Origin of the sequence: Pseudomonas abietaniphila, from assembly GCF_039697315.1 — a bacterium.
In the GTDB taxonomy this organism is placed as follows: domain Bacteria; phylum Pseudomonadota; class Gammaproteobacteria; order Pseudomonadales; family Pseudomonadaceae; genus Aquipseudomonas; species Aquipseudomonas abietaniphila_B.
The window spans coordinates 4,019,322-4,042,449 of the sequence record NZ_CP155619.1 but is presented as its reverse complement, the minus strand read 5'-3'; the positions used below and the strand labels follow the sequence as shown (position 1 = coordinate 4,042,449).

Annotated in this window: 20 protein-coding genes; 9 read left to right on the top strand and 11 right to left on the bottom strand. The window is 58.7% G+C overall.

Annotated features, from left to right (window positions below):
* Positions 1 to 73: 73 nt before the first annotated feature.
* From ABDX87_RS17920 to ABDX87_RS17910, 3 genes are all read right to left on the bottom strand, one after another.
* Positions 74 to 1,033, bottom strand: coding sequence for an ABC transporter permease (locus ABDX87_RS17920; protein ID WP_346833554.1), 960 nt, complete (start codon positions 1,031 to 1,033; stop codon positions 74 to 76).
* 4 nt (positions 1,034 to 1,037) lie between these two features.
* Positions 1,038 to 2,549, bottom strand: coding sequence for a sugar ABC transporter ATP-binding protein (locus ABDX87_RS17915; RefSeq protein ID WP_346829079.1), 1,512 nt, complete (start codon positions 2,547 to 2,549; stop codon positions 1,038 to 1,040).
* A gap of 92 nt (positions 2,550 to 2,641) precedes the next feature.
* A complete protein-coding gene (locus ABDX87_RS17910) occupies positions 2,642 to 3,589 on the bottom strand; it encodes a substrate-binding domain-containing protein (RefSeq protein ID WP_346829078.1) in 948 nt (315 codons plus the stop codon).
* Between the two features lie 219 nt (positions 3,590 to 3,808).
* Between ABDX87_RS17910 and ABDX87_RS17905 the strand changes: the two genes are divergently transcribed.
* The 8 genes from ABDX87_RS17905 (at position 3,809) to ABDX87_RS17870 (ending at position 11,565) form a co-directional block, all read left to right on the top strand.
* Positions 3,809 to 4,633, top strand: a complete 825-nt coding sequence (locus ABDX87_RS17905) for an NAD-dependent epimerase/dehydratase family protein (protein ID WP_346829077.1) — start codon at positions 3,809 to 3,811, stop codon at positions 4,631 to 4,633.
* 66 nt (positions 4,634 to 4,699) lie between these two features.
* Positions 4,700 to 5,587 (top strand): SMP-30/gluconolactonase/LRE family protein, encoded by an 888-nt coding sequence (locus ABDX87_RS17900; protein WP_346829076.1) that lies wholly within the window; start codon positions 4,700 to 4,702, stop codon positions 5,585 to 5,587.
* A gap of 265 nt (positions 5,588 to 5,852) precedes the next feature.
* Complete coding sequence (locus ABDX87_RS17895) at positions 5,853 to 6,629, top strand: hypothetical protein (RefSeq protein WP_346829075.1); 777 nt, start codon at positions 5,853 to 5,855, stop codon at positions 6,627 to 6,629.
* Between the two features lie 342 nt (positions 6,630 to 6,971).
* The gene (locus ABDX87_RS17890; RefSeq protein WP_346829074.1) at positions 6,972 to 7,883 is read left to right on the top strand and encodes a TauD/TfdA dioxygenase family protein; all 912 of its coding nucleotides are present in this window, start codon (positions 6,972 to 6,974) and stop codon (positions 7,881 to 7,883) included.
* A 36-nt stretch (positions 7,884 to 7,919) separates the two neighbouring features.
* Positions 7,920 to 9,038, top strand: coding sequence for an ABC transporter substrate-binding protein (locus ABDX87_RS17885; RefSeq protein ID WP_346829073.1), 1,119 nt, complete (start codon positions 7,920 to 7,922; stop codon positions 9,036 to 9,038).
* Between the two features lie 4 nt (positions 9,039 to 9,042).
* The gene (locus ABDX87_RS17880; RefSeq protein WP_346829072.1) at positions 9,043 to 9,954 is read left to right on the top strand and encodes an ABC transporter permease; all 912 of its coding nucleotides are present in this window, start codon (positions 9,043 to 9,045) and stop codon (positions 9,952 to 9,954) included.
* Positions 9,951 to 10,739: an ABC transporter permease gene (locus ABDX87_RS17875; RefSeq protein WP_346829071.1), complete on the top strand. Its 789-nt coding sequence runs from the start codon at positions 9,951 to 9,953 to the stop codon at positions 10,737 to 10,739. Before ABDX87_RS17880 ends, ABDX87_RS17875 begins: the two co-directional genes overlap by 4 nt.
* Positions 10,740 to 10,770: 31 nt before the next feature.
* The gene (locus ABDX87_RS17870; RefSeq protein WP_346829070.1) at positions 10,771 to 11,565 is read left to right on the top strand and encodes an ABC transporter ATP-binding protein; all 795 of its coding nucleotides are present in this window, start codon (positions 10,771 to 10,773) and stop codon (positions 11,563 to 11,565) included.
* Positions 11,566 to 11,707: 142 nt separating this feature from the next.
* On the opposite strand, the gene ABDX87_RS17865 is transcribed toward ABDX87_RS17870, so the two are convergent.
* Positions 11,708 to 12,667, bottom strand: a complete 960-nt coding sequence (locus tag ABDX87_RS17865; protein ID WP_346829069.1) for a sensor domain-containing diguanylate cyclase — start codon at positions 12,665 to 12,667, stop codon at positions 11,708 to 11,710.
* 3 nt (positions 12,668 to 12,670) lie between these two features.
* The gene (locus ABDX87_RS17860; RefSeq protein ID WP_346829068.1) at positions 12,671 to 13,669 is read right to left on the bottom strand and encodes a response regulator; all 999 of its coding nucleotides are present in this window, start codon (positions 13,667 to 13,669) and stop codon (positions 12,671 to 12,673) included.
* Between the two features lie 425 nt (positions 13,670 to 14,094).
* On the opposite strand from ABDX87_RS17860, the gene ABDX87_RS17855 reads away from it, so the two are divergent.
* Positions 14,095 to 14,682, top strand: coding sequence for a hypothetical protein (locus ABDX87_RS17855; protein ID WP_346829067.1), 588 nt, complete (start codon positions 14,095 to 14,097; stop codon positions 14,680 to 14,682).
* A gap of 198 nt (positions 14,683 to 14,880) precedes the next feature.
* On the opposite strand, the gene ABDX87_RS17850 is transcribed toward ABDX87_RS17855, so the two are convergent.
* The 6 genes from ABDX87_RS17850 to pnp all read right to left on the bottom strand — a co-directional run bounded on the left by ABDX87_RS17850 (position 14,881) and on the right by pnp (position 23,063).
* On the bottom strand, positions 14,881 to 15,246 hold the full coding sequence (locus ABDX87_RS17850; protein ID WP_346829066.1) for a response regulator transcription factor: 366 nt from the start codon (positions 15,244 to 15,246) through the stop codon (positions 14,881 to 14,883).
* Between the two features lie 169 nt (positions 15,247 to 15,415).
* The gene (locus ABDX87_RS17845) at positions 15,416 to 17,440 is read right to left on the bottom strand and encodes a putative bifunctional diguanylate cyclase/phosphodiesterase (protein ID WP_346829065.1); all 2,025 of its coding nucleotides are present in this window, start codon (positions 17,438 to 17,440) and stop codon (positions 15,416 to 15,418) included.
* 346 nt (positions 17,441 to 17,786) lie between these two features.
* Positions 17,787 to 18,407: a response regulator transcription factor gene (locus tag ABDX87_RS17840; RefSeq protein WP_346829064.1), complete on the bottom strand. Its 621-nt coding sequence runs from the start codon at positions 18,405 to 18,407 to the stop codon at positions 17,787 to 17,789.
* A complete protein-coding gene (locus ABDX87_RS17835) occupies positions 18,407 to 19,897 on the bottom strand; it encodes an ATP-binding protein (protein ID WP_346829063.1) in 1,491 nt (496 codons plus the stop codon). Before ABDX87_RS17835 ends, ABDX87_RS17840 begins: the two co-directional genes overlap by 1 nt.
* A gap of 412 nt (positions 19,898 to 20,309) precedes the next feature.
* On the bottom strand, positions 20,310 to 20,660 hold the full coding sequence (locus ABDX87_RS17830) for a BON domain-containing protein (RefSeq protein WP_346829062.1): 351 nt from the start codon (positions 20,658 to 20,660) through the stop codon (positions 20,310 to 20,312).
* Between the two features lie 297 nt (positions 20,661 to 20,957).
* Positions 20,958 to 23,063 (bottom strand): polyribonucleotide nucleotidyltransferase, encoded by a 2,106-nt coding sequence (gene pnp, locus ABDX87_RS17825; RefSeq protein WP_346829061.1) that lies wholly within the window; start codon positions 23,061 to 23,063, stop codon positions 20,958 to 20,960.
* Positions 23,064 to 23,128: the final 65 nt, after the last annotated feature.

Genomic DNA, 23,128 nt, shown 5'->3' with positions numbered 1-23,128 from the left:
CAGACGACAACATGTTTCAGGGCTGACGTCATCGCGGGCAAGCGCGCTCCTACAGGTGCAGTGTTCAAATCGTTTATTTATGCCGCTGCCGACTGATGAAAATCGCCAGCAAAATGATTGCGCCTTTGATCACGCTCTGCACGTAAGGCGATACGCCGAGCATGTTCAATCCGTTGTTCAACACGCCCAGCAGCATGGCACCGACCAGCGTGCCGACGATTACGCCGCGACCGCCGGCAATCGATGCGCCGCCCAGGACCACGGCCGCAATCGCGTCCAGCTCAAAACCGACGCCAGCGTTCGGCTGACCACTCATCAACCGCGACGACAGCACCAGCCCGGCAATCGCCGCCGTCAGACCGCTGATCGAGTAGACCAGCAGTTTGAAACGCGAAGCGCGCACACCGGACAGACGCACCGCTTCTTCGTTGCCGCCGATGGCGTAGACGTAGCGACCGATGCGGGTGTGTTGCAGCAGCACCCAGGCAAAGAAGTAAGTCAGGAGCATGATGAGGATCGGCACCTGAATGCCGAACAACGTGCCGCGACCGAACCAGGCGAACCAGTCAGGCATGCCCGAGATCGGGTAGCCGTCGGTGTACATCAGGCCAAGGCCCCGCGCGATGCCCATGGTCGCCAGCGTGACGATGATCGGCGGCATCTTCAGGTAGGCGACAAAGATCCCGTTGCCGACGCCGAAGCCCACGCCAATCAGCAAACCGATCAGGATCGCAATCGGCGCTGGAACGCCTGCCACCATCAAGCCGGTGGTCAAGGTGCCGGACAGCGCCATCACCGGACCGACTGACAGATCGATACCGCCGGTGAGGATCACGCAGGTCATGCCGACGGCGATGATGGCGTTGATCGACACCTGCCGCGCGATGTTTTCCAGGTTCGCGCCGGTCAGGAACTTGTCGCTGGCGAAGATCATGAAGACGGTCACCACGACCAGCCCCACGAACGGATAAAACGCCGGCGAGCGGATCAGTTGGGCGAAGTTGAGCTTCATCCGGTTCGGTTGTTCGGTCATGGTTTTAATGGAGGTGTTCACTGTTCAGACTCCCGGTGGCATGGCGCATCACTTCTTGGGGATTGATGTCGCTTGCCTGCAGCACGTTGACGATGGCGCCCTTGTTGAAGACGGCTACGCGGTCGCACATGCCGATGATTTCCGGCAGTTCCGAGGAGATCATGATGATCGCGAAGCCTTGTTCGGTGAGTTTGCGCATCAGGTTGTAGATCTCTGCCTTGGCGCCGACGTCGATGCCCCGGGTCGGTTCGTCGAAGATCAGAATGTCGCAGTGATGGTTGATCCAGCGCGCGATAACGACTTTCTGCTGGTTACCGCCGCTGAGGTTCAGCACGCGGCTCTCGCATGTCGGCGCCTTGATCGACAACTGCTTCATGAGCGCTTCAGTGGTCACGTCCTCTTTATGTCGGTCGAGCAGATGCGAAGCGCCTTCGTACTTGCCCAGGTTGTTCAGCGAAATGTTCTCGCGAATGCTGAAATCAACGATCAGGCCTTCGCTCTTGCGGCTTTCCGGCAGCAGACCGATGCCGTTGGCCAACGCGTGCGCCGGGTCGCTGAGGTTGACCGACTGCCCACGCAACAGCACATCCTTGCTCACCACCGGCAGCGCGCCGATGACGCCCAGCGCCAGCTCGGTGCGCCCGGAGCCAACCAGTCCGGCAAACCCGAGAATCTCGCCCTTGTGCAGATTGAAGCTGTTGTGCGGGCCGTTGCGGGTAAGCTGAATGTCGCGCACTTGCAGCACCACCTCGCCACGGGCTTGCGTCGGTTTGGGCGGGAAGCTCGCTTCCAGACGGCGCCCGACCATCATCTCGACCAGCGTATCGATGTCGCTGTCAGCCACGGTCAACGCACCCACATTAGCGCCATCGCGCAGCACACTGATGCGGTCGCAGACCTGGAAGATCTCCTCCAGGTGATGAGAAATGAAGATCACCGCCACGCCCTGGCTTTTCAGCTCGCGCATGATGTCGAACAGCAGTTCGGCCTCCGAAGGCGTCAACGTCGCGGTGGGTTCGTCGAGGATCAGCAGGCGTGCTTCGAGGGCCAGCGCCTTGGCGATTTCAACGAATTGCTGCTCGGCCACGCTCAAGTGCAGCACGGAGCAATCGAGATTGATCGTCACGCCCAGACGATCGAACAGCCCGATCGCCTTTTCGCGCATCTCATGTTTGCGCAGCAGCCCGAAGCCATTGACGATCTCGTGGCCGAGGAAAATGTTCTCCACGGCATTGAGATAAGGAATCAGGCTGAACTCCTGAAAGACAATGCCAATGCCGGCAGCGATGGCTTCGTTGTAGGTCGCGAAATGCTGCTCCGCGCCGTCGATACGAATGCTGCCCTGATCCTGATGTTCGACCCCGGCGAGGATCTTCATCAGCGTGGATTTGCCCGCACCGTTTTCGCCGAGCAAGGCATGGATCTCACCGCGCTCGACCGACAGGTTGATCGACTTGAGCGCATGCACGCCGGGATAGCTTTTACAGATGTTTTCCAATTGCAGAAGGCAGCTCATACGCACCTCATCGCAGCACGGCTCTCTGTTCCAGCAGAGCCTCAACCCGTGGCGCTCGCCAGACAGACGTCAGGCGAGCGGCAGCGCACTCATCACCAGGTAAAGGTCTTCGCCTTGGCCTGATCGACCAGCAGGATGTCGACCGGGATGGTCGCCGGGACTTGCGAGCCCCACTTCTTGGCGAGCGCCAGGCCCAGCGCCAGACGAACCTGATCGCGAGGGTATTGAGCCGAGGTGGCGATGAATTTGCTGTTCGGCTTCTGGATTTCCTTCACCGCTTCCGGGGCGCCGTCGACGCTGGTGAGCTTGACGTCCATGCCGCTGGATTCGATCGCCGCGAGCGCACCGAGCGAGCCGTTGTCATTGACGCTGAACAAACCCTTCAGGTTGGGCTGCGCCTGAAGCATGTTCTCGGTCACGCTGAGCGCTTGATCACGCTCCTGCTTGCCGTTCTGGATGCTGACGATCTTGATGTCAGGGTGTTTGGCCAAGGCATCTTTGCAGCCGCGCACACGTTCAAGAATCGGCACCACGGCGATGCCATCGAGGATGCCGACATCGCCTTTGCCGCCGATGCTCTTGGCCAGGTACTCACAAGCCTGAACGCCCGCGTCGTAGTTCTTGGAGCCCACGAACGAGTCCAGCGGGCCGTTGGCCTGCGCATCGACCGCGACGACCACCACACCTTTGTCATGCGCCTGCTTCACAGCGGACTGCACACCCACGGAGTCGGTCGGGTTGATGATCAAAATGTCGATGCCCTTTTGCAGCATGTCTTCGATGTCGCTGATCTGCTTGGAGACATCGTGACGCGCATCGGTCACCAGCAAGGTCGCACCGATGCTGCCAGTGGCGTCCTGAAGGGCGTCCTTCATGGTGACGAAATAAGGGTTGTTGATCTCTTGAAACGAGGCACCGATCTTCAGCGGACCGGCTTTGGCGGCGTCGGCAGCTTGAACGGTGAAGGAGCTGGCGCACGCTACAGCCACAGCGAGCGAACAAAAAACGGCGGAGAAGCCCTTCTTGAGGCGAATTGTCATAGCGAAAAATCCCGTTGTTTTTATTGTTAAAGCGGAAATGTCATCGTTAACATTTTCGAAATTAGCAGAGATCCCGTAGGCCTGCAACAGCCCGTGAGGACCGGTCGTCATGCCGTATTCGCGTTGACAAATTTTGCAACGAGTGTCGATAATCCATTGATATGTCATACGACAACCGATGACACCAATAACAACAACTTCCGATCAGGGCTTCTCACGATGACTCAATCTTCTGCCCAGGCTCCTTTCAACCGCATTCTGCTGACAGGTGCCGCTGGCGGGCTTGGCAAAGTGCTGCGCGAAAGCCTTCGTCCGTTTGCCAAGGTGCTGCGCCTTTCCGACATTGCCGAGATGGCCCCTGCTACTGGTCCCTACGAAGAAGTTCAGGTCTGCGATCTCGCCGACAAACAGGCCGTTCACCAACTCGTCGAAGGCGTGGACGCCATCGTGCACTTTGGTGGCGTCTCGGTTGAGCGCTCTTTCGAGGAAATCCTTGGCCCGAACATCTGCGGCATTTTCCACATCTACGAAGCGGCACGTCGTCATGGCGTGAAGCGGGTGATCTTCGCCAGCTCGAACCATGTGATCGGCTTCTATCGCCAGGACGAAACCATCGACGCCAGCGCCGTACGCCGTCCGGACAGTTACTACGGCCTGTCGAAGTCGTATGGCGAGGACATGGCCAGTTTCTACTTCGATCGCTACGGTATCGAGACCGTGAGCATCCGTATCGGCTCCTCGTTCCCGGAAGCGCAGAACCGCCGCATGCTCAGCAGTTGGTTGAGCTACGACGACTTGACCCAATTGATCGAGCGCGGTCTGTTCACGCCCAACGTCGGTCATACCGTGGTGTACGGCGCGTCGGACAACGCGAAAGTCTGGTGGGACAACCGCCTGGCCAGCCATCTGGGCTATGCGCCCAAAGACAGCTCCGAACAGTTCCGCGCCAAGGTCGAAACCCAGCCGATGCCAGCGGCAGACGACCCGGCGATGGTCTATCAGGGCGGCGCATTCGTCGCCTCAGGTCCGTTTGGCGACAACTGAGTCGCCGAGCCAAAAGGGTCGCCTGCACGGGCGACCTTCCTGAACCCACGCCAAGGAATGAACGTCATGCAGGCTGAGTTGATCCTCGACGCCCGTAACGCCACGGGTGAGTGCCCGGTCTGGAATGCACAGGAGCAGGCGCTGTACTGGGTGGATATCCCCGCGCGTCGGCTGCATCGCTGGAGCCCGCTGGATAATCGCGCGCAGAGCTGGGAAGCGCCGCAGATGCTGGCGTGTATTGCGAGTTGCGGCGACGGCAGTTGGCTGGCCGGCATGGAGGACGGTCTCTACCGCATTCGCCCTCAGGACGATGGCACGCTCGCGTCGGCGTTGCGAGTCAACGTCGAGCATCCTCGCGCCCACATGCGCTTCAACGACGGCCGTTGCGATCGCCAGGGTCGATTCTGGGCCGGGACGATGTTCATGGACATGGGTGAAGCGTCTGTCGTGGGTTCGCTGTACCGCTACGAGGGCGGCCAGACTGCGCCACTCGAGGCTCACGTCACCGACATGATCGTACCCAACGGCCTGGGCTTCAGCCCTGACGGCACGATCATGTACCTCTCGGACTCGCATCCATCCGTGCAGAAGATCTGGGCATTCGATTACGACATCGACACCGGCACGCCCCACAATCGTCGCCTCTTCGTCGACATGAATCAGTACCCGGGGCGACCGGATGGCGCGGCCGTCGACGCCGATGGCTGCTACTGGATTTGCGGCAACGACGAAGGCCTGATTCATCGCTTCACGCCCGAAGGAAAACTCGACCGCTCGCTGGCCGTGCCGGTCAAAAAGCCCTCGATGTGTGCGTTTGGCGGACGGGATCTGGGAACGCTCTTCGTCACCTCGATCCGTCCTGGCGGTGACCTCAGCGATCAGCCCTTGGCTGGCGGTGTCTTTGCCTTGCAGCCCGGTGTACGAGGTCTGGAAGAACCGTTGTTCAAACCCTGAGCCGACATCTATCAGGCAACGCTGGAAATAGAAAGTGACACAAAACCCTTACACTTTTTAAACACCATAGAACAGCCGTCCTGCGTCGATCTGTTTCAAAAATGGACACAAAATCCGCCTTTCCGGCTCGAAAATACATAATTTGAAATATTTTTTCGAAGCGAATAGCTAAAGCTGTGCTAGGTGCTAGGCTCTCGCTTCGCCCGGCTGAAACGGTACATCTCAGGCAGTAGTCCGAGGGCTTTCAACCTTCAAGGAGTACGTCATGAGGTTACACCCGATGCCTTACTCGACTTTTTCGGATGCTCAAATCGAGAGCCTGATCAAGGCCATCGACAGTGACGGATACGCTGTCTTGCCGGACTGGGCCAGTGCGGCCCAACTCAAGGATCTGCAGGATCTGGTCACCGAGACCGTGGCCGCCGCTGGCAATGACTATGTCGCCCTCTCCGGCCGTCAGGCCGTAAAAGGCACGCCACTTTACGATTGGGGCGGCTCACGGGATTTCATCGACCTCTGCCGCCGCATTACGGAAGGCGCCACGGGCGAACGCTCAAGCGACACAAACCTCACCCAGACCCTTCGTTGCCTGACGGGCGACGGTGGTCGCAAGGAGTCGCTGATCTTCCACTATGACTCGTTTGTGCTGACCACAATCATGCCGGTGTGCATGCCTGACGGCGGCGAACGGGGCGATCTGCTGATGCTGCCCAACCGCCGTCCCGTCAGACGCAGTTATGCCCGTAACCTGGTGGACAAGCTGCTGGTGGACAACAGGTGGGTGCAGCGCTACCTGAAAAGGCGGTTCGCCAACAACGGCCAAACCTTCACGCGCATCGCCATGCAGCCTGGGCATCTGTACTTGTTCTGGGGTTATCGTTCACTGCACACCAACCTGCCGGTATCCGAAAACGCCCTGCGCGCCACCGCGGTGTTCCACTACCACAACGTGCATGGCAGCAGTTCGCTGGCGAGCAGGTTGAGGAAGTCGCTGGGCACTGTGAAGGGGCAACCGGCGCATGAAGATGTGCCTCAAACCTGAATCACTTCTAACGGCATTTGATTTCTGTCCCCGTCCGCCTGACGGCGGTGGCGATATTCGGCACGCCGCTACCTGTGTGCGAATTCATTCGCGATGGGCATTTCAGAAGACGCAAATATGTCGACTGCAAAAGCGCCTCGCGAATGGATTCGCTTACACAGTTTTAATCCCCCCGCAGACATTGCCAAATACTCATTTAGAAATATGCTTATGAAATACGGTTATCTTCATAAATACCACGCATAAACTCTCCTTCTATATTTATGACAAAAGGTGATTAGCGGAGAGCCGATTTATATCTTTATGATCTGAGCCACAACAACCTGAACAGGAGCTCAGGACATGGCGATTCAGATCAAACCCGTGGCAGGAAGAATCGGTGCCGAGTTGACCGGCATCAGACTTTCCGGTGATATCTCCGAGCAAGACTTCGAGTTCATCAATCAAGCGCTGCTGAAACACAAGGTGCTGTTCTTCCGTGAACAGTTCCTCAACGACGAACAGCACGAAAGCTTCTCTCGCCGTTTCGGCGATCAGGTCCCACACCCCACCGTCCGTTCGGCAGACAAGAGCAGCGCGATCCTGCACCTGGACGCCAAGGAAACCCGCGCCAACTCGTGGCACACCGACGTCACCTTCGTCGCCAATTACCCGAAGATCTCCATCCTGCGCGGCGTGGTGATTCCACCCTACGGCGGCGACACCGTCTGGGCCAATACCGCCTCTGCCTACGCCGACCTGCCGACCCCGCTGAAAGTACTGGCCGACAGCCTGCGGGCCCTGCACACCAACCTCTACGACTATGCCGCTCCACGGGACACCGGCGATGCTGGCGTGAAGCGCTACCGCGAACAGTTCACTGCCGAGGTCTATGAGACCGAACACCCACTGGTGCGCGTTCATCCGGAAACCGGCGAACGCAGCCTGTTGCTCGGGCACTTCGTGAAGCAGATTCAAGGCGTCAGCAGCAACGACTCAAAGCAGTTGATCCGCTTGTTCCACGACCGCATCACCCACCTGGACAACACCGTGCGTTGGCGCTGGAACGAAGGCGACGTGGTGATCTGGGACAACCGCGCCGCGCAGCACATCGCGATCAATGACTACGGCAATGCCGAGCGCGTCGTGCGTCGCACCACGGTGGCAGGCGACATTCCTGTGGGCGTCGACGGCCGTACCAGCCAGGCCATCAAACCCACACCTGAAACCCTCTCGCCCAAGACAGAAGCCGACAAGAAACACCTGGCTGCTTGATCGCCCTTCATTCAACTTTTTAAGGAAGAAACCGTCATGGCAAAGGCCAAGCGAACATCTGTATTCAGCAAAAAAAGCGTAGCTACCGCACTGGCGGCGCTGCTGATGATGCCCTTGGCCGATGCCGACGTGTTGCGCATCGGCGTGGCCAGCGCGGGGGGCGGCGATCCCGTCACGTTCAGTGGCTCGCCGTTGGGCATCGTGCGCAACCAGCAGCTGCTGGAAAAGGCCTTCGAAGGCACCGGCACCGAGATCCAGTGGTTCTTCTTCAAGGGCGCCGGGCCTGCAGTAAACGAAGCACTGTCCAACCAGCAACTCGACTTCGCCTACGAAGGCGACCTGCCGCAAGTGGTCGGCCGGGCCAATGGCCTGGACACCAAGTTGCTGGCGGCCATCGGCGTTCGCTCCAACGTGTATCTGGCGGTGCCCAAAGGCTCTGACATCAAGTCCGTCGAAGACCTGAAGGGCAAGAAGGTTGCGGTATTCCGCGGCACCAACGCCCACTTGGTGTCGATCAACCTGCTGGCGGATCACGGCCTGACCGAGCGGGATCTGAAGGTCATCAATCTGGACAGCGGCAGTAGCCAGGCGGCGCTGGCCTCCAAAGGCGTCGATGCTGCATTCGGCGGTCGGGAGCTGTTCAAGCTTCGCGATCAGGGCTTGATCGACATCATCTTCGACAACCCGAAAAACGAGGTGCGCTACACCCGCCAATGCGCCTTGGTCGTACGCGGCGCCTACGAAAAAGAGCACCCGGACAACGTACAGAAAGTCGTCGATACACTGGTCGACGCGGCCAAGTGGGAATCCGAAGAAGGCAACCGCGATGCCGTGCTCAACGAATGGGCCAAGACCAACGAACCGGTCGCATCCCTCAAGGCTGACTTCGGCCACCTCGCCTTGCGCGACAGTGCGTCGCCGCTGGTAGACGACTTCCTGCGCTCGCGGTATCAGGCGGTCGCCGACCAGGCCAAGGAAGAAAAAATGATTCGTCGTCCGGTCACCATTGATGGCTGGTTCGAGACCAAATACCTGGAGAACGCACTGAAGTCCAAAGGGCTTGAGCACTACTGGACGGCTTACGGCGCGGACGGCAAGCAGACCGCCAACACGGCGACCGCGTCCTCGAACACATCCGTCAACAACGGAGGCTGACCTCATGGCCAGAGCCACCGCTACAGCACTCGACCGATCGCAAGCGCCTGCGAATACACTCGCGCCGGTCGAACGCCTGCCTAACTTCCCCGCCCGCCCTGCTCGACGGGAGTCGGTCAACGTTCGCCCTCGCTTGGCATGGCGAGCACGCACGCTCAACGGCGCCCTGCCCTGGCTGCTGCCGTTGGCGCTGCTCGGCCTTTGGTATGTGGGCACTGAACGCGGCTGGCTCTCCGAACAGGTGCTTCCGCCACCTGCGTATGTGTATCAGACGCTCGTCGATCTGATCAGCACCGGCGATCTGTGGCTCAACGCGTCCGCGAGTTTGCAGCGCGTGTTGGTCGGGTTCCTGATCGGTTCGGGGCTTGGCGTGACATTGGGTCTGGCGATGGGGCTGTCGAAAACCATCGAGGATTATCTGCTCCCCACCTTCAACGCACTGGTGCAGATTCCGGTATTGGGCTGGATGCCTTTTGCGCTGTTGTTATTCGGCATCGGCGAGCCGCTGAAGTACGTACTGATTGCCCACGCCGCCCTGGTGCCAGTCACGCTGTGCACGCTGCAGGCTTTTCATCAGGTGCCCAAGCGCTTGCTGGAAGTCGGGCGGGCCTATGGGTTCAGTCAGCGGCAGATCGTCACGGATATCGTCCTGCCTTCTGCCGTCGCCCCGATCTTCACCGGGCTGCGCCTGGGGTTCACCAAGGCCTGGCTGTCGCTGGTGGTGGTTGAGCTGCTGGCCTCCAGCGAAGGCCTTGGCTACCTGATCGCTTACGGACGTCAGTTGTTCCAGCTCGATCTGGTGATGGCGGCCGTGGTCGTGGTGGGCACGGTCGGGTTGTTGATTGATCGAGGCTTCGAGTTCATCGAGCGGCGCCTCAATAAAGGTCGGGCGATGACACCAGGGAGGCTCGTATGAGTTCATTGGCATCCACTCAAGCGCCTCGCTCCACAGGCTATCGCGGCTGGGTTGTCCCGGTGCTGGGCGTCGCGGTCTGGTGGCTGGCGGCGAATCAGGGATGGAGCGATTCAGGCCTGCTGGTTTCGCCGCAAAAGGTCGCGCTGACCGCCTGGGAGCAGGTGTCTTCCGGGCAGTTCTGGCGAGCGATTTCGTCGAGTCTCGCGCGCAACCTCAGCGGCTTTTTCATCGGCACAGCACTCGGCCTGTTGCTCGGTTGCCTGCTGGGCTTCTCGCGGCTGTTCGAGCGGCTGGTCGGGCCCAGTTTCAATACCTTCAAACAGATTTCTTTGTTCGCCTGGATTCCGTTGATCTCGGTCTGGTTCGGCCTGGGCGATGTCGCCAAGGTGGTGTTCCTGTCCCTCGCGGCGCTGGTGCCGGTGGTGGTCAACACCTGCGATGGACTGCGCAACGTTCCCCCCGCTTTTCTAGAGGTGGCCAAGGTGTACGGCTTCAGTCGCTGGCAAACCATCATCGGCGTGATGCTGCCGGCGGCGTTGCCTTCGATCTTCACCGGGATCTATCTGGCGCTGGTGTATTCGTGGCTCGCGACCATTGGCGCGGAATACCTGCTCGTCTCGGGCGATGGCATCGGCAACACGCTGATCGACGGCAGCGAGCATTTCATGATGGATCTGGTGCTGTTCGGCATGGTCATCATCGGGCTGGTTGGCTGGGCGCTGAACGTCCTGGCCCGGCGCCTTGAACGACGCATGCAGCGGCTTTACGGCATCACGCCTCGCTAGATGTTCTTTTTGCTCATTCAGGACTTTACCCATGACGGTCAGCCAAGCGCTTCATCTTCCGACCCACCAAGGCAACGGTCTGCGCCTTGAGAACATCAGTAAGCGGTTTTCCGCCGCCAGCACCGACACGCAACTGCACGTGCTGGATAACATTCAACTGGACATCGCCCCCGGCGAATTCATCACCATCGTCGGCGCCAGCGGTTGCGGCAAGTCAACGCTGCTGCGGCTGATTCTGGGCCTGGATGAAGCGTTCGACGGGCGCATCCTGCTGGACGACAAGCCGATCAAGGGCACGGGGCTTGAGCGCGGCATCGTGTTCCAGGACCACCGGCTGTTTCCGTGGCTGACCGTGGAACAAAACGTCGCCGTGGGCCTGAAAAACGCGCCGCTGACGCCCGCGCAGAAACGCGAGACGGTGCGCGAACATATTCACCTCGTCGGACTGCAGGACTTCACCGAGTCTTACCCGCATCAGATCTCAGGCGGCATGGCACAGCGCGTGGCGATTGCCCGCGGCCTGGTGAACCGGCCCAGCGTCTTGCTGCTGGACGAGCCCTTTGGCGCACTGGATGCACTGACCCGCACGCGATTGCAACGGGAGCTGCAACACATCTGGCAGCAGGAAAAAATCACCATGGTCCACGTCACCCACGACGTCGATGAGGCGGTGTACCTCGGTGATCGCGTGGTCGTGATGCAGCCGCACCCGGGCCGTATTCGACGCATCGTCGACATCGACCTGCCCCGCCCGCGCAACCGCAGCGACGCACGATTCATCGCGCTGCGCGATGACGTGCTGAGTGATTTTGCGGAAGTGTCCTAGGGCAGCAGACACCTTTCATTCACTCTGGGAGTGAGCTTGCTCACGAAGAGGGCGGCACGACCGGCCTGATCAGCGGCTCAAACGACGCCTTCGTGAGCAAGCTCACTCCCACAGACTCTGCATCCGTCGGCAATACCGCCCTTCACCCCGCCTCGTGCAACGACACCTGATTGCGCCCGTTCTTTTTCGACGCATACAACGCCTGGTCAGCACGCTCGATCAGGGTCTTGTGCTCGTTCAGGGGCGCGTTCATGTCAGCGACGCCCAGGCTGATGGTGCAGCGGATGATCTCGCCTTCGTGCATGATTTCCTGAGCCTCGATCGCCACGCGCAGCCGTTCGGCGAACATGCCACCGCCATACTTGTCGGTGTCCGGCAACAGCACCGCGTACTCCTCTCCGCCATAGCGCCCGGCAATATCCGAATCGCGAATGTGCTCGCGAATCACATCGGCGACCCGTTGGATCACCTTGTCGCCGCACTGGTGACCGTAGGTGTCGTTGACGCGCTTGAAGTGATCGATGTCGAACATCACCAGCGCAGCCGAGGTGCCATAGCGAACATGCCGGGCATACTCCAGGCGCAGGGCCTCTTCCCAATGCCCTCGGTTATACAGCCCCGTCAGCCGATCCGTGCTGGACAACTTCTGCAGTTCACGGTTGGCCGCCTGCAACTGCAAACGGTTGGTGGCGACGTCCGTCACGTCGTAGATCACCAGACACACATGGGTGACGTCGCCGCTGGTCGAGCGCAGCGGAAACATCGTGGTGTTCTGGTACATGAAGTCTTCTTGCCCGGTGATCGGCTGGTAGCTCTTGAAGCGCACCAGGTAGGGACGCTGTTCCCAGATCGTGAAGGCCGGCGTGCCCAGCGTGATCACGCTGTCGATCTTCTTTTTCAGCCAGTCCTGATTGACCTCGGGGAACAGGTCGAAAAACGAGCGGTTGGCCGCCTCGTACGGCAACACGCCAGAGCGGTTCTCCATGAACGTGTTCCATACCTGAACCTGGTATTCCTGATCCAGCACCACCACGCCGACGTCGATGCTCTGGGTAATGGTCAGCAGCCAATGCAGCTCTTTGATGTCGATACGATCGTTCATGAATCAGCTCATCAGGTAGGCGAGTTTTCGCGACAGCCGCTCTACCGAGTCTTCGGTGAACAACATCAACAGGTCGAAATGAATGTTGTGGCCCTCCAGGCTGTAACTGATCTCCACGGCGAGGGTTTTCTTCCAGCGTTGCTGGTTGATCCGGATCAGCTCTTCGATCCCGCTGTGCGCACCAAGCACCTGCGGATGCCCTTGCGAGAAGGCGATATCGATTTGCTCGGCTATCCCGCTCAGACAGGCGCCGATCAGGATTGACGACAGATCCAACAGCATTTCCATGTCGGAATAATCGCTGTCGCGGATTCGCATCAACTGCGCCATGTCGGCGATTTCGGAGTCGTGAAACAGCAGCAACGCTTCGCCCGCGATGCCACCGCCGATATACCCCTGACACACGGCGGTCAGCCGGTCACTGCCTTGGGCATCGGCCAACGCCATGTGCAATTCGCCGACTTCCAGCATGTTGACGTTAGGGACAGGCAACTGGACAAAGACACCCAGCACCCGCGCCAGCAACGCAGCCGCACGGCCCATGGCGACGTTGACGGTTTCACGGAACGCATCCTGAAAACTGATGGCGGTGCTTTCGACCCTGGGCGCCAACGCGACCGGCTGAGAAGGCTCGCCCAACAAGCCGAGCCGCTGCAGCGTCAATTGCAGCTCAAGCGGATCCGCCGGCTTCTTGAGAAACGCCAATGCGCCCAGTTCGAGCGTGCGCCGCACCGCTTCTTCCTGAACGTCGCCGGACACCACGATCACTTTGGCCTGCATGTTTTCCGCGCGCATGGCCGCCAATGCCTGATACCCGTCCATGTCCGGCATGGTCAGGTCGAGCAGCACCACATGGCCCAAACCCTGGCGAATGGCCTCCAGACCTTCATGTCCATTGGTCGCTGTCGTAACGGACACCCCCCAATCGGAAGGCAGCGCTCTTATCAGCTGTTTGCGCGCCATATTGGAGTCGTCGCAAATCAGCAAGGGAATCATGGGCATTGCTCTCAATCTCACGGCAAAAGAGTTTCAGGCATGGCCCGGAATATCTGCACAGTTAGTTGTTTTGCAACTCAGAAGGAAAGTGAGTCGAATCTTCACTCATTGTGTGATGCGCAGCGTGGTATGCAATATCCATGCTAAACATTACTTAAAGAGCACCCGACCATTTGAATGAACCCCAAGTGTTTGTTTTATGACGCCAATATTCCAGTCACTCAGAGAGTTGATCCAGTCGGAGACGCCACATCGGCCATAATCCGTACTGCTAACTTTGTGCTTATTGATACTCAAGTATTAGTCGGCTGTACCCAGGTAGTACTCCACTGTATTGACGTAGGAGTGAGGCTGGCCGCGTTCTGCTTTATTGTTTCTGTCACCGCGATGATTCAGATCAATGCCCCTATCGGATGCGAGGACAGGTCGTCATGAACAGCCATAAAAGAGTGCAGGACAGTCGCCCCTATACCCTCGCCGTGAGCCAATACAGTGCTCCTCCCGCAGCGGGCGTGTCCGAGCGCATGGCGTTGACTGAGTTGATGGAAGGGTACATGACGACCACGCTGGAGCTGCGGCAGTATGTGCGCAGCCTTGAGGCGCGGCTGCGGAACGTCAGTTTCGTGGATGTGCGCCAGCTGTTCCACAGAATCGGCGACGCGTCCGAACGCTGTGCTTCGTTTCTGGATGAGCGTATTCAGGACCTCGGCGGATACTCCCGGAACAGCGCCCCGAACGGAGTGAGTGCAGCACACGAGAATATCGCGGACACGCTCAGCTTCGCCGGCTGTATTCATCAGATTGGCGTTCGCACCAACACATTGGCGACGTTTGCTTCACACACAAAAAGCTTCATGGACCGGGCGGTCATTAATGGTGACTACAACAGTCTGCATGTCATGACCGATTGCGTGTATCAAATAAGCCAGTTGATTGCGCTGATTCAGATTCATTTGCCGACCGAACCGTCAATGCCGGCAACCCCGCCCTCCCCGTCGTTAGTGCGCCATTCGGTATAGCGGCAGCCACCCTCAGGTTTCGTCACGAAGTCTTTCTCCTTCGTGACGCAATATCGCCATGCGTGCGTATTCGCGCGCGCAAAAAAATAAAGCATGAGTGCAACTCCCTGAACGTTCGGCGTTTTTTAAAGGACACCGATAACATTCATGTGGCACTCAGCAGCGATTTAAAAGAATTAATCGTTTCGCAACTCGCCATTAAACGAAAGTCGACTCCAGACAATCGATCAGCGTTTGCGCCTGAAAGGGTTTGCTCAAAAAGCATATTGCGCTGCCTGTCATCGCACGCTTGCGCACGGACTCTTCTGGAAACGCGGTGATGAAGATGGTCGGGATCTGAATCCCTTTTGCGGTCAGGTGCTCGTGCAACTCGACGCCACTCATGGTGGGCATCTGCACATCGGTGATCAGGCAATCGGCGCTGCCGAATTCGACAGACTCCAGGAAGTCCTCGGCCGAGGGAAACGCACAGACGAGAAAACCCAGGGAGCGGACGAGGCTGTCGATGCTGGCGCGGACGGCGTTGTCGTCATCGACCACCGCGATCATTGGAGGGCTGGACAAACGGAATACCTTCGATTGCAAACTTAACGCAATGCGCAACGATGCACATCACAACAGCTCACACGGTACCGACCCAGCCGCAGCCCGAGAAGTATACAGGTGTATGACCGCGACGGACGGGCAGTTTCCTGACCATTGCGACAACATCCGAAGTCGCTTACCTGCCCGTTCAAACCCAACGTTCAACGGCAAACGGCGAGGCTGTCCGGCCTTCCATGTACACCGCAAAATCCCCCGGCGACAGCGCTTTGGCGTAGTAGTAACCCTGCGCCTCGTCACAACCGCGCAGGGCAAGCGCGTCGAGCAGGTCGAAAGTCTCGACCCCTTCGGCAATGACTTTCATGTCGAAGCTGTGCCCCAGGGTAATGACCGCTTGCACGATGGCCGCGTCCTGAGGATTGCTTAAAAGGCCGCGCACGAAGGACTGGTCGATTTTCAGCTTGTCCACGGCAAAGCGTTTCAGATACGCCATGCTCGAATAACCGGTGCCGAAATCGTCAATGGACATCCGCACGCCCAAGGCCTTGAGCCCCCGGATCGTTTCAAGGACGCCGTCCGAGTTCTCGATCAGGATCGACTCTGTCAGCTCAAGCTCAAGCAATTGGGGTTTGAGCCCACTGTCGTGAAGCGCTCTTCTGACCTCATTCACCAGATCGCCCTGACGAAACTGGACTGCCGAGCAGTTCATCGCCACGCTCAGCTCACCAAACCCCGCCTTCTGCCACGCCACGGCCTGATGGCAGACCTTGCTCAGCAGCCATCGGCTGATCGGGAGGATCAGCCCGCTGGACTCCGCAACCGGAATGAACTCGCCAGGCGCAATCGATCCCAGACCCGGGTGCGGCCAACGCAGCAACGCTTCGGCGCCGATGACTGCGCCGGTGCCCAGATCAATTTGCGGCTGATAAAAAACCTGCAGCTCGTTCTGCTCGAACGCCTGGCGTAACTCGGTTTGAACATACAGAAAGCGCAATTCACGCTCGCCCATGGCGGCTTCGTAGAACACCCAGGTATTGCGACCGTTACGCTTGGCCTGAGCGAGCGCCGTGTCAGCGGCCTTGAGCAGAGAGCCAAAGTCATGACCGTGAGCGGGATGAACAGCAATGCCGATCGAGGCACCGATCGACAAGGTATAGCCGGCCAGCTCGAGTGGCTGGCGCATGACCTGCAGGATTTGCTCGACCCGTTGCGTCAGACGCGCGGAATCATCGTCGTCCACAAGCACCAGAAACTCATCGCCGCTGAGCCGCGCGACCGTATCCACCAAAGGCTTCAATGACACCAGCCGCTGCGCCAGACGCTCAAGGATCGTGTCGCCTGCGACATGCCCCAGGGAGTCGTTGATGGTTTTGAAGTTATCCACGTCAACGTACAGAAGCGTCAGACGCTGGCCCCGCCCGCACTCATTGATGGCTTGATTGACGCGCTCAAGAAGGTAACGCCGGTTAGGCAGACCTGTCAGTTCGTCGTGAAACGCACTGTGGCGCAGCTCATCCATGATCTGCTGGCGCCGAATCCGGTTGGTCTGCAGGCGCAGCGTGAGGCCGACAATCAGCAGGTAAAGCACACCGCAGACCACCGATGAGGCAATTACCGTGTATTTCCAGCTCAGGAGGTAATCCTCCGATGCCAGACCGATGACCAGAACCAATGGAAAGCCGCTGATTTGTTTGAAACCGTACAGTCGCTTGATCCCGTCAACCCGGGAGCGGTTGACCAGCGTCCCCTCATGAACGCCTTCGCTCAAATGCCGGTCGATCGCATCGGGCTGATAGGGGCCCGCCTGATTCTCCACCGCAGGTACACGCAACACGGTTTGCGGGCTGTCGGTACGGCGCAGGGTGATGACGCCATGCGCGCCCACATCCACCTGCCTGAATATGTCTTGGAGCTTTTCCAGGGACTGACCGGTTGCGATGCCGTGGAGCGCAGCGTGGGTGTCACGAAAGCTGCTGCTCAGACGCGCTTCCAGTACAAGGCTCAGATTGCTGACATCCGCGCGTGCTTGGCGCTGAGCCTGCTGGTACAGCAAGCCGAGCAGTACGCCCAGTAAACCGACGATGACCAGCGCCATGCCGAGCCATAGCCATGCCTGAGGCTTGACCACGGGGGTGCCGACGACCTTCCTCTCCGTGTCAGGCGTCAGCAGGCAAGTGATGTGCTCACCCTCGTTCAACACTCGCGCCGTCATCATGTCGCCTCGGCCCCATTCAGCATTACGCTCAGTATCGGGCTGACCACGGTGTCGAACGATGCAAGCGATGTGACTCGCCAAGCACTGCCGGCGACCCGGCTTCCGATGCTGAATGATCTGAGAAACATGGTGTGTTTTCCTCTTGCGCTCAGCCCCAGCACCCGGCCACGCGGCAAACTGATGAACCCTGATGGGTAAACGGGTTTCAGGATCAAAAAAGGAAAACTAACATCGGAGCGAAGCGATGCCGATTAGCCATCAGGCTGTCGCCGTCATACTTCCGTATGAGCGACGCCTGAAGGCGCTCGGCCAAGTCGGTTCAGGCATCCACTGATGCCATTGCCGTTCAGACGGCCGCGAGTGCCTGCGACATTTTCACCAGATCGGCGAAGGTGCGCGCCTGCATCTTCTTCATCGCGTGCCCACGGTGGATCTTCACGGTGATCTCGCTCAACCCCATTTCGGAAGCGATTTGCTTGTTCATCAGGCCCTTCACCGCGTAGGCCATGACTTCCTGCTCGCGAGCGGTGAGCGTCTGATAGCGGGCAAGCAGATCGGCAACCGCCTTGCCGGTCTCGCGACGCTTGCCATCGGTCTGCAGTGCGAGCGTCACGGCGTCGAGCAGGTCCTGCTCGCGAAACGGTTTGACCAGAAAATCCAGTGCGCCGGCTTTCATCGCTTTGACCGACATTGCGATATCACCGTGACCGCTGACGAACACGATGGGCATCGACACCTTCATCTCTGTCAGGCGCACTTGAAAGTCCAGGCCGCTCTCGCCTTGCAGACGCACATCGAGAATCAGGCAGGCGGGAACGTCCTCGAACGGGTGTTGCAAGAATTCCGCACCGGAGGCATACGTGTGGACGCGCATCCCCACAGAACGCAACAGACTGTCCAGCCCGGCGCGGATGGACGGGTCGTCGTCGACCACGAAGACAATGGGGCTATGATCGGCGACAGTCATCACGGTATCTGCTCACAGGCGGGCAGAGAGAAGTTCAGCGCTGCGCCATGGCCCAGTTCGCTCTCCGCCCATATGCGGCCGCCGTGCGCATCAATGATCGAACGGCAAATCGACAGGCCCATGCCCATCCCCTCTGGTTTAGTAGTGAAAAACGGATTGAACAGGCTCGGCAAGTTCTGCGTGGAGATGCCTGGCCCGTTGTCTTGAACGCGCAGCATCACGTCACCATTGGGTGCCGTGGTCAACGACACCAGGAGCGCCCGCTCCTTGCCGTGCATTCCGGACATGGCTTGCATGGCGTTCATCAGCAGATTGATGATCACCTGCTGCAGTTGCACCTTGTCACCCTTGACCCACATCGGCTCGCTGGCGGGCGTGAAATCGAAGTTGACGCGATGCCGCAGCACTTCCCTGCGCACCAACGCGACCGACTCCAGCAAGACATCCTGCAGGTCGATCCGGACATGTTTGGGATCAGTCTTGCGCGACAACGCACGGATGCGCCGAATGACCTCGCTGGCGCGATGGGCTTCGCTCTTGATGCGTTCGATCGCGCTGCGCACTTCGCCCAGATCCGGGACGTTGCGATTCAACCAGCGCAGACCGGCCTCAGCGTTGGTGGTGACGGCCGACAACGGCTGATTGACTTCATGGGCGATGGACGCTGCCATCTCTCCCAATGTGGTGACGCGGGTGACGTGGGCGAGCTGACTTTGCGAGCGATGCAGCGCCTCTTCGGCAGTCTTGGAGGCCGTGACATCCATCAGCGCGCCGATGTACTCGCAATCGCCAGACGCGTCGTGAACCAGTTTGGCGAGCATTCGCACGCACTTGCACGAACCATCCGTCATGAGCAGCCGAAATTCGGCTTCCATGTTCGCGTGGCGCGCATAAGCCTGCTCGATGAGGGATTTCAGATCGTCAGTGTCTTCGGGATGCGTGCGACCGATCATGTACTCCAGAGTCGGCTGCAACTGGTCGTCGAACTGGAAAATGCGGCGCGCCTCGTCAGACCAGTACATTTCCGCGCTGGGCATTTTCAACCCGATGCTGCCGGTCTGGCTTAACCGTTGGGCGCCCGCCAGAAACGCCTCGCTGCGATGGAGCAAATGCACCTGCTCCTGCAACGCGTCACGCGCTGCCTTGTTCTTCAGTGCCAGAAAGGCGGTGATTGCGATGGCGCACAAACTGACCAGACACCGGGCGAAGGGCGGGACGAGCCACTCCGGCCCATGGGAGAAAAGGAACGCGGCCAACGTCAGCACGCCACAGGCTACCGAGACGAGCGCAACCCCGCGACGCGAGAACAGATCGCTGGACATGAGAATGACCGCGACGTACAGCACGGCAATCGCGACATCGAGCGAGCTGAGCCAGTCGATCAGGAAAATGATCAACGCGAGTATCACTGCGCCGAGTCTCAGTAACCAGACGCTGGGCGAAACCTCAGCCCTGGTAGCCGCCGCCAGGGCAGCAGGGACAGTATTCATTGCGACCGTTATGCCTTGTTTTTAATCATTGGGATGGCAGCGCAAAATAAATCTTCGCGAACGTTGAAGGCCCGCGATGGCCTCTGCCGTCACGACAACGGGGGACGAAGCCAGAATAGTCGTTTTTGTATCGAACGATGCCCTTAGACGAACGTGTCGAACGGGCTCTAAATATACGCAGGATTGATACGTGGAGACAGGCTAAGGCTTGTTTCGGAGGGAAATCTTGAGCGGATGTGCTGTATTGATGGGCTGTGTCTAATGAGGCAGGGTTTGAATAGAACAAGCCCCGACGCGAGCGCCAGGGCTTGTAATGGCCACTTCCATATGGCCTTCGCATGAACCTTCAATCGACCAACCAACGGCCTCCCTGGCCGTCAATCGTCCGTTCTACCGGTTCTAGAGAATTGATTTACTCAGCTTTCAGGCCGTCAGCCGAAACAGCTTTCACGCCTTTGATTTTCTTGGTGATCGCAACAGCCGTAGTTTTCTGCGCTTCGGTGATCGCGACAGTCGACGACAGGGAAACCACGCCTTTGTTGGTTTCGACCTTGATGTCGGAGCCAGGAATGCCTTTCTCAGTCAGCAGGTCGGATTTGACCTTGGTGGTGATCCAGGTATCGGAAGTGGCTTCTTTGGTTTTTGCGACTTCACCTGCAGCGACCACCATCGGAGCTTGAGTAGAGGTCTGGGCCATGGCTACGTTTGCCATGGTCAGAGTCAGAGCAGTGGCGGTAGCGGCAGCAATAGCGAACTTCTTCATACGAGTAACTCCTGTTTTTCTCAGAATCTGCGCCAACCTCGTTGGCCGCAGGGTTACCGTATATATCGCAAGCGCTGTGCCAAACATGCCAACGGACATTTATCGTTATATATCAATAGCTTATGATTTTTTGGATCCTGCATGATCGTGCAGATTGCCCGTTTATAAAAAGTTCCGCTTGCAAGATGCATGTTCGGGACAGATGACCGGGTGTAATTTTTGCGGTAAGCCATTAATTGCATTCGAAAAAAAAGAGCCCCGAAGGGCTCTTTTCTGTGCAGCGTTAGCAGCGTGCGATTAAACGCCCGACGCCTTCGCAGCGGCAACGTCTTTGATCGACAGCTTGATACGGCCGCGGTTGTCCACGTCCAGAACCAGCACTTCGACTTCCTGACCTTCTTTCAACACGTCGGTGACTTTCTCAACGCGAGCATCGCTCAGCATGGAGATGTGAACCAGACCGTCTTTACCCGGCAGGATGTTGACGAATGCGCCGAAGTCGACGATGCGCTCAACCTTACCAACGTAGATCTTGCCGATCTCGGCTTCTGCGGTGATACCCAGAACGCGCTGACGTGCTGCTTCAGCGGCTTCCTTGGTTTCGCCGAAGATCTTGATCGAACCGTCGTCTTCGATATCGATAGACGCTTTAGTCTCTTCACAGATGGCACGAATGGTCGCGCCGCCTTTACCGATGACGTCACGGATCTTGTCGGTGTCGATCTTCATCGCGATCATGGTCGGCGCGTTTTCCGACAGTTCGGTACGCGACTGGCCGATGATCTTGTTCATCTGACCGAGGATGTTCAGGCGAGCTTCCAGGGCCTGGCCCAGGGCGATCTCCATGATTTCTTCGGTGATGCCTTTGATCTTGATGTCCATCTGCAGCGCGGTGACGCCATTGGCGGTACCGGCTACTTTGAAGTCCATGTCGCCGAGGTGATCTTCGTCACCCAGGATGTCGGTCAGAACAGCGAACTTCTCGCCTTCTTTAACCAGACCCATGGCGATACCGGCAACCGGGGCTTTCATCGGAACACCCGCGTCCATCAAGGCCAGGGAAGCGCCGCAGACCGAAGCCATGGAGCTGGAACCGTTGGACTCGGTGATTTCCGACACCACACGAATGGTGTAAGGGAACGCGTCAGCCGGTGGCAGCATCGCTTGAACCGAACGACGGGCCAGACGGCCGTGACCGATTTCGCGACGACCCGCACCGCCCATGCGACCGCACTCGCCCACCGAGAACGGAGGGAAGTTGTAGTGCAGCATGAAGGGGTCTTTTTTCTCGCCTTCCAGGGTGTCCAGCAGCTGTGCATCACGCGCAGTACCCAGCGTGGCAACAACCAGCGCCTGAGTTTCGCCGCGGGTGAACAGGGCCGAACCGTGAGTCTTCGGCAGAACGCCGACTTCGATGTTCAGCGGACGCACGGTGCGAGTGTCGCGGCCGTCGATACGTGGCTTGCCGTTGACGATGTTTTCGCGAACGGTGCGGTATTCGATTTCGCCGAAGGCAGCTTTGACTTCGGAAGCCGACGGGCTGCCTTCTTCAACAGCCAGCTTGGCAACGACCTGATCCTTCAGCTCGCCCAGGCGCGCATAGCGATCAGCCTTGACGGTAATGGTGTAGGCCTCGGAAATGGCAGCGCCGAACTCGGAGCGGATAGCGCCCAGCAGTTCGGTGGCTTCAGCCTTTGGAGCCCAGGTCCAGGTTGGCTTGGCAGCTTCGGCGGCCAGCTCTTTAACAGCCTTGATCACCGACTGGAATTCGTCGTGGGCGAACAGTACGGCGCCCAGCATCTGGTCTTCGGTCAGTTCTTTGGCTTCCGACTCAACCATCAGTACCGCTTCTTCGGTACCGGCAACGACCATGTCCAGGCTCGACGCTTTCAGTTGTTCGTAAGTCGGGTTCAGCAGGTAACCGGTGCTTTCATGGAAAGCAACGCGAGCGGCGCCGATTGGGCCGTCGAAAGGAATACCCGAGATGGCCAGAGCAGCCGAGGTACCGATCATCGCAGCGATGTCCGGATCGGTTTTCTTGCTGGTGGAAACGACGGTGCAGACAACCTGCACTTCGTTCATGAAGCCTTCTGGAAACAGTGGGCGGATCGGACGGTCGATCAGACGCGAGGTCAGGGTTTCTTTTTCGGAAGGACGGCCTTCACGCTTGAAGAAACCGCCAGGAATCTTGCCGGCAGCGTAGGTTTTTTCTTGGTAGTGAACGGACAGTGGGAAGAAGCCTTTGCCGGCGTCTGCTTGTTTGGCGCCGACCACAGTCACGAGAACGGTGACGTCGTCGTCAACGGTGACCAATACTGCACCAGAAGCTTGACGGGCGATGCGGCCTGTCTCCAGGGTTACGGTCGATTGACCGAATTGAAATTTCTTGATTACCGGGTTCACGGTTTCCTACCTTCTTTGTGGCTCTTGGGGGAACTGGTTTCTTGCGAATTCTTGGGCAGTGAGGG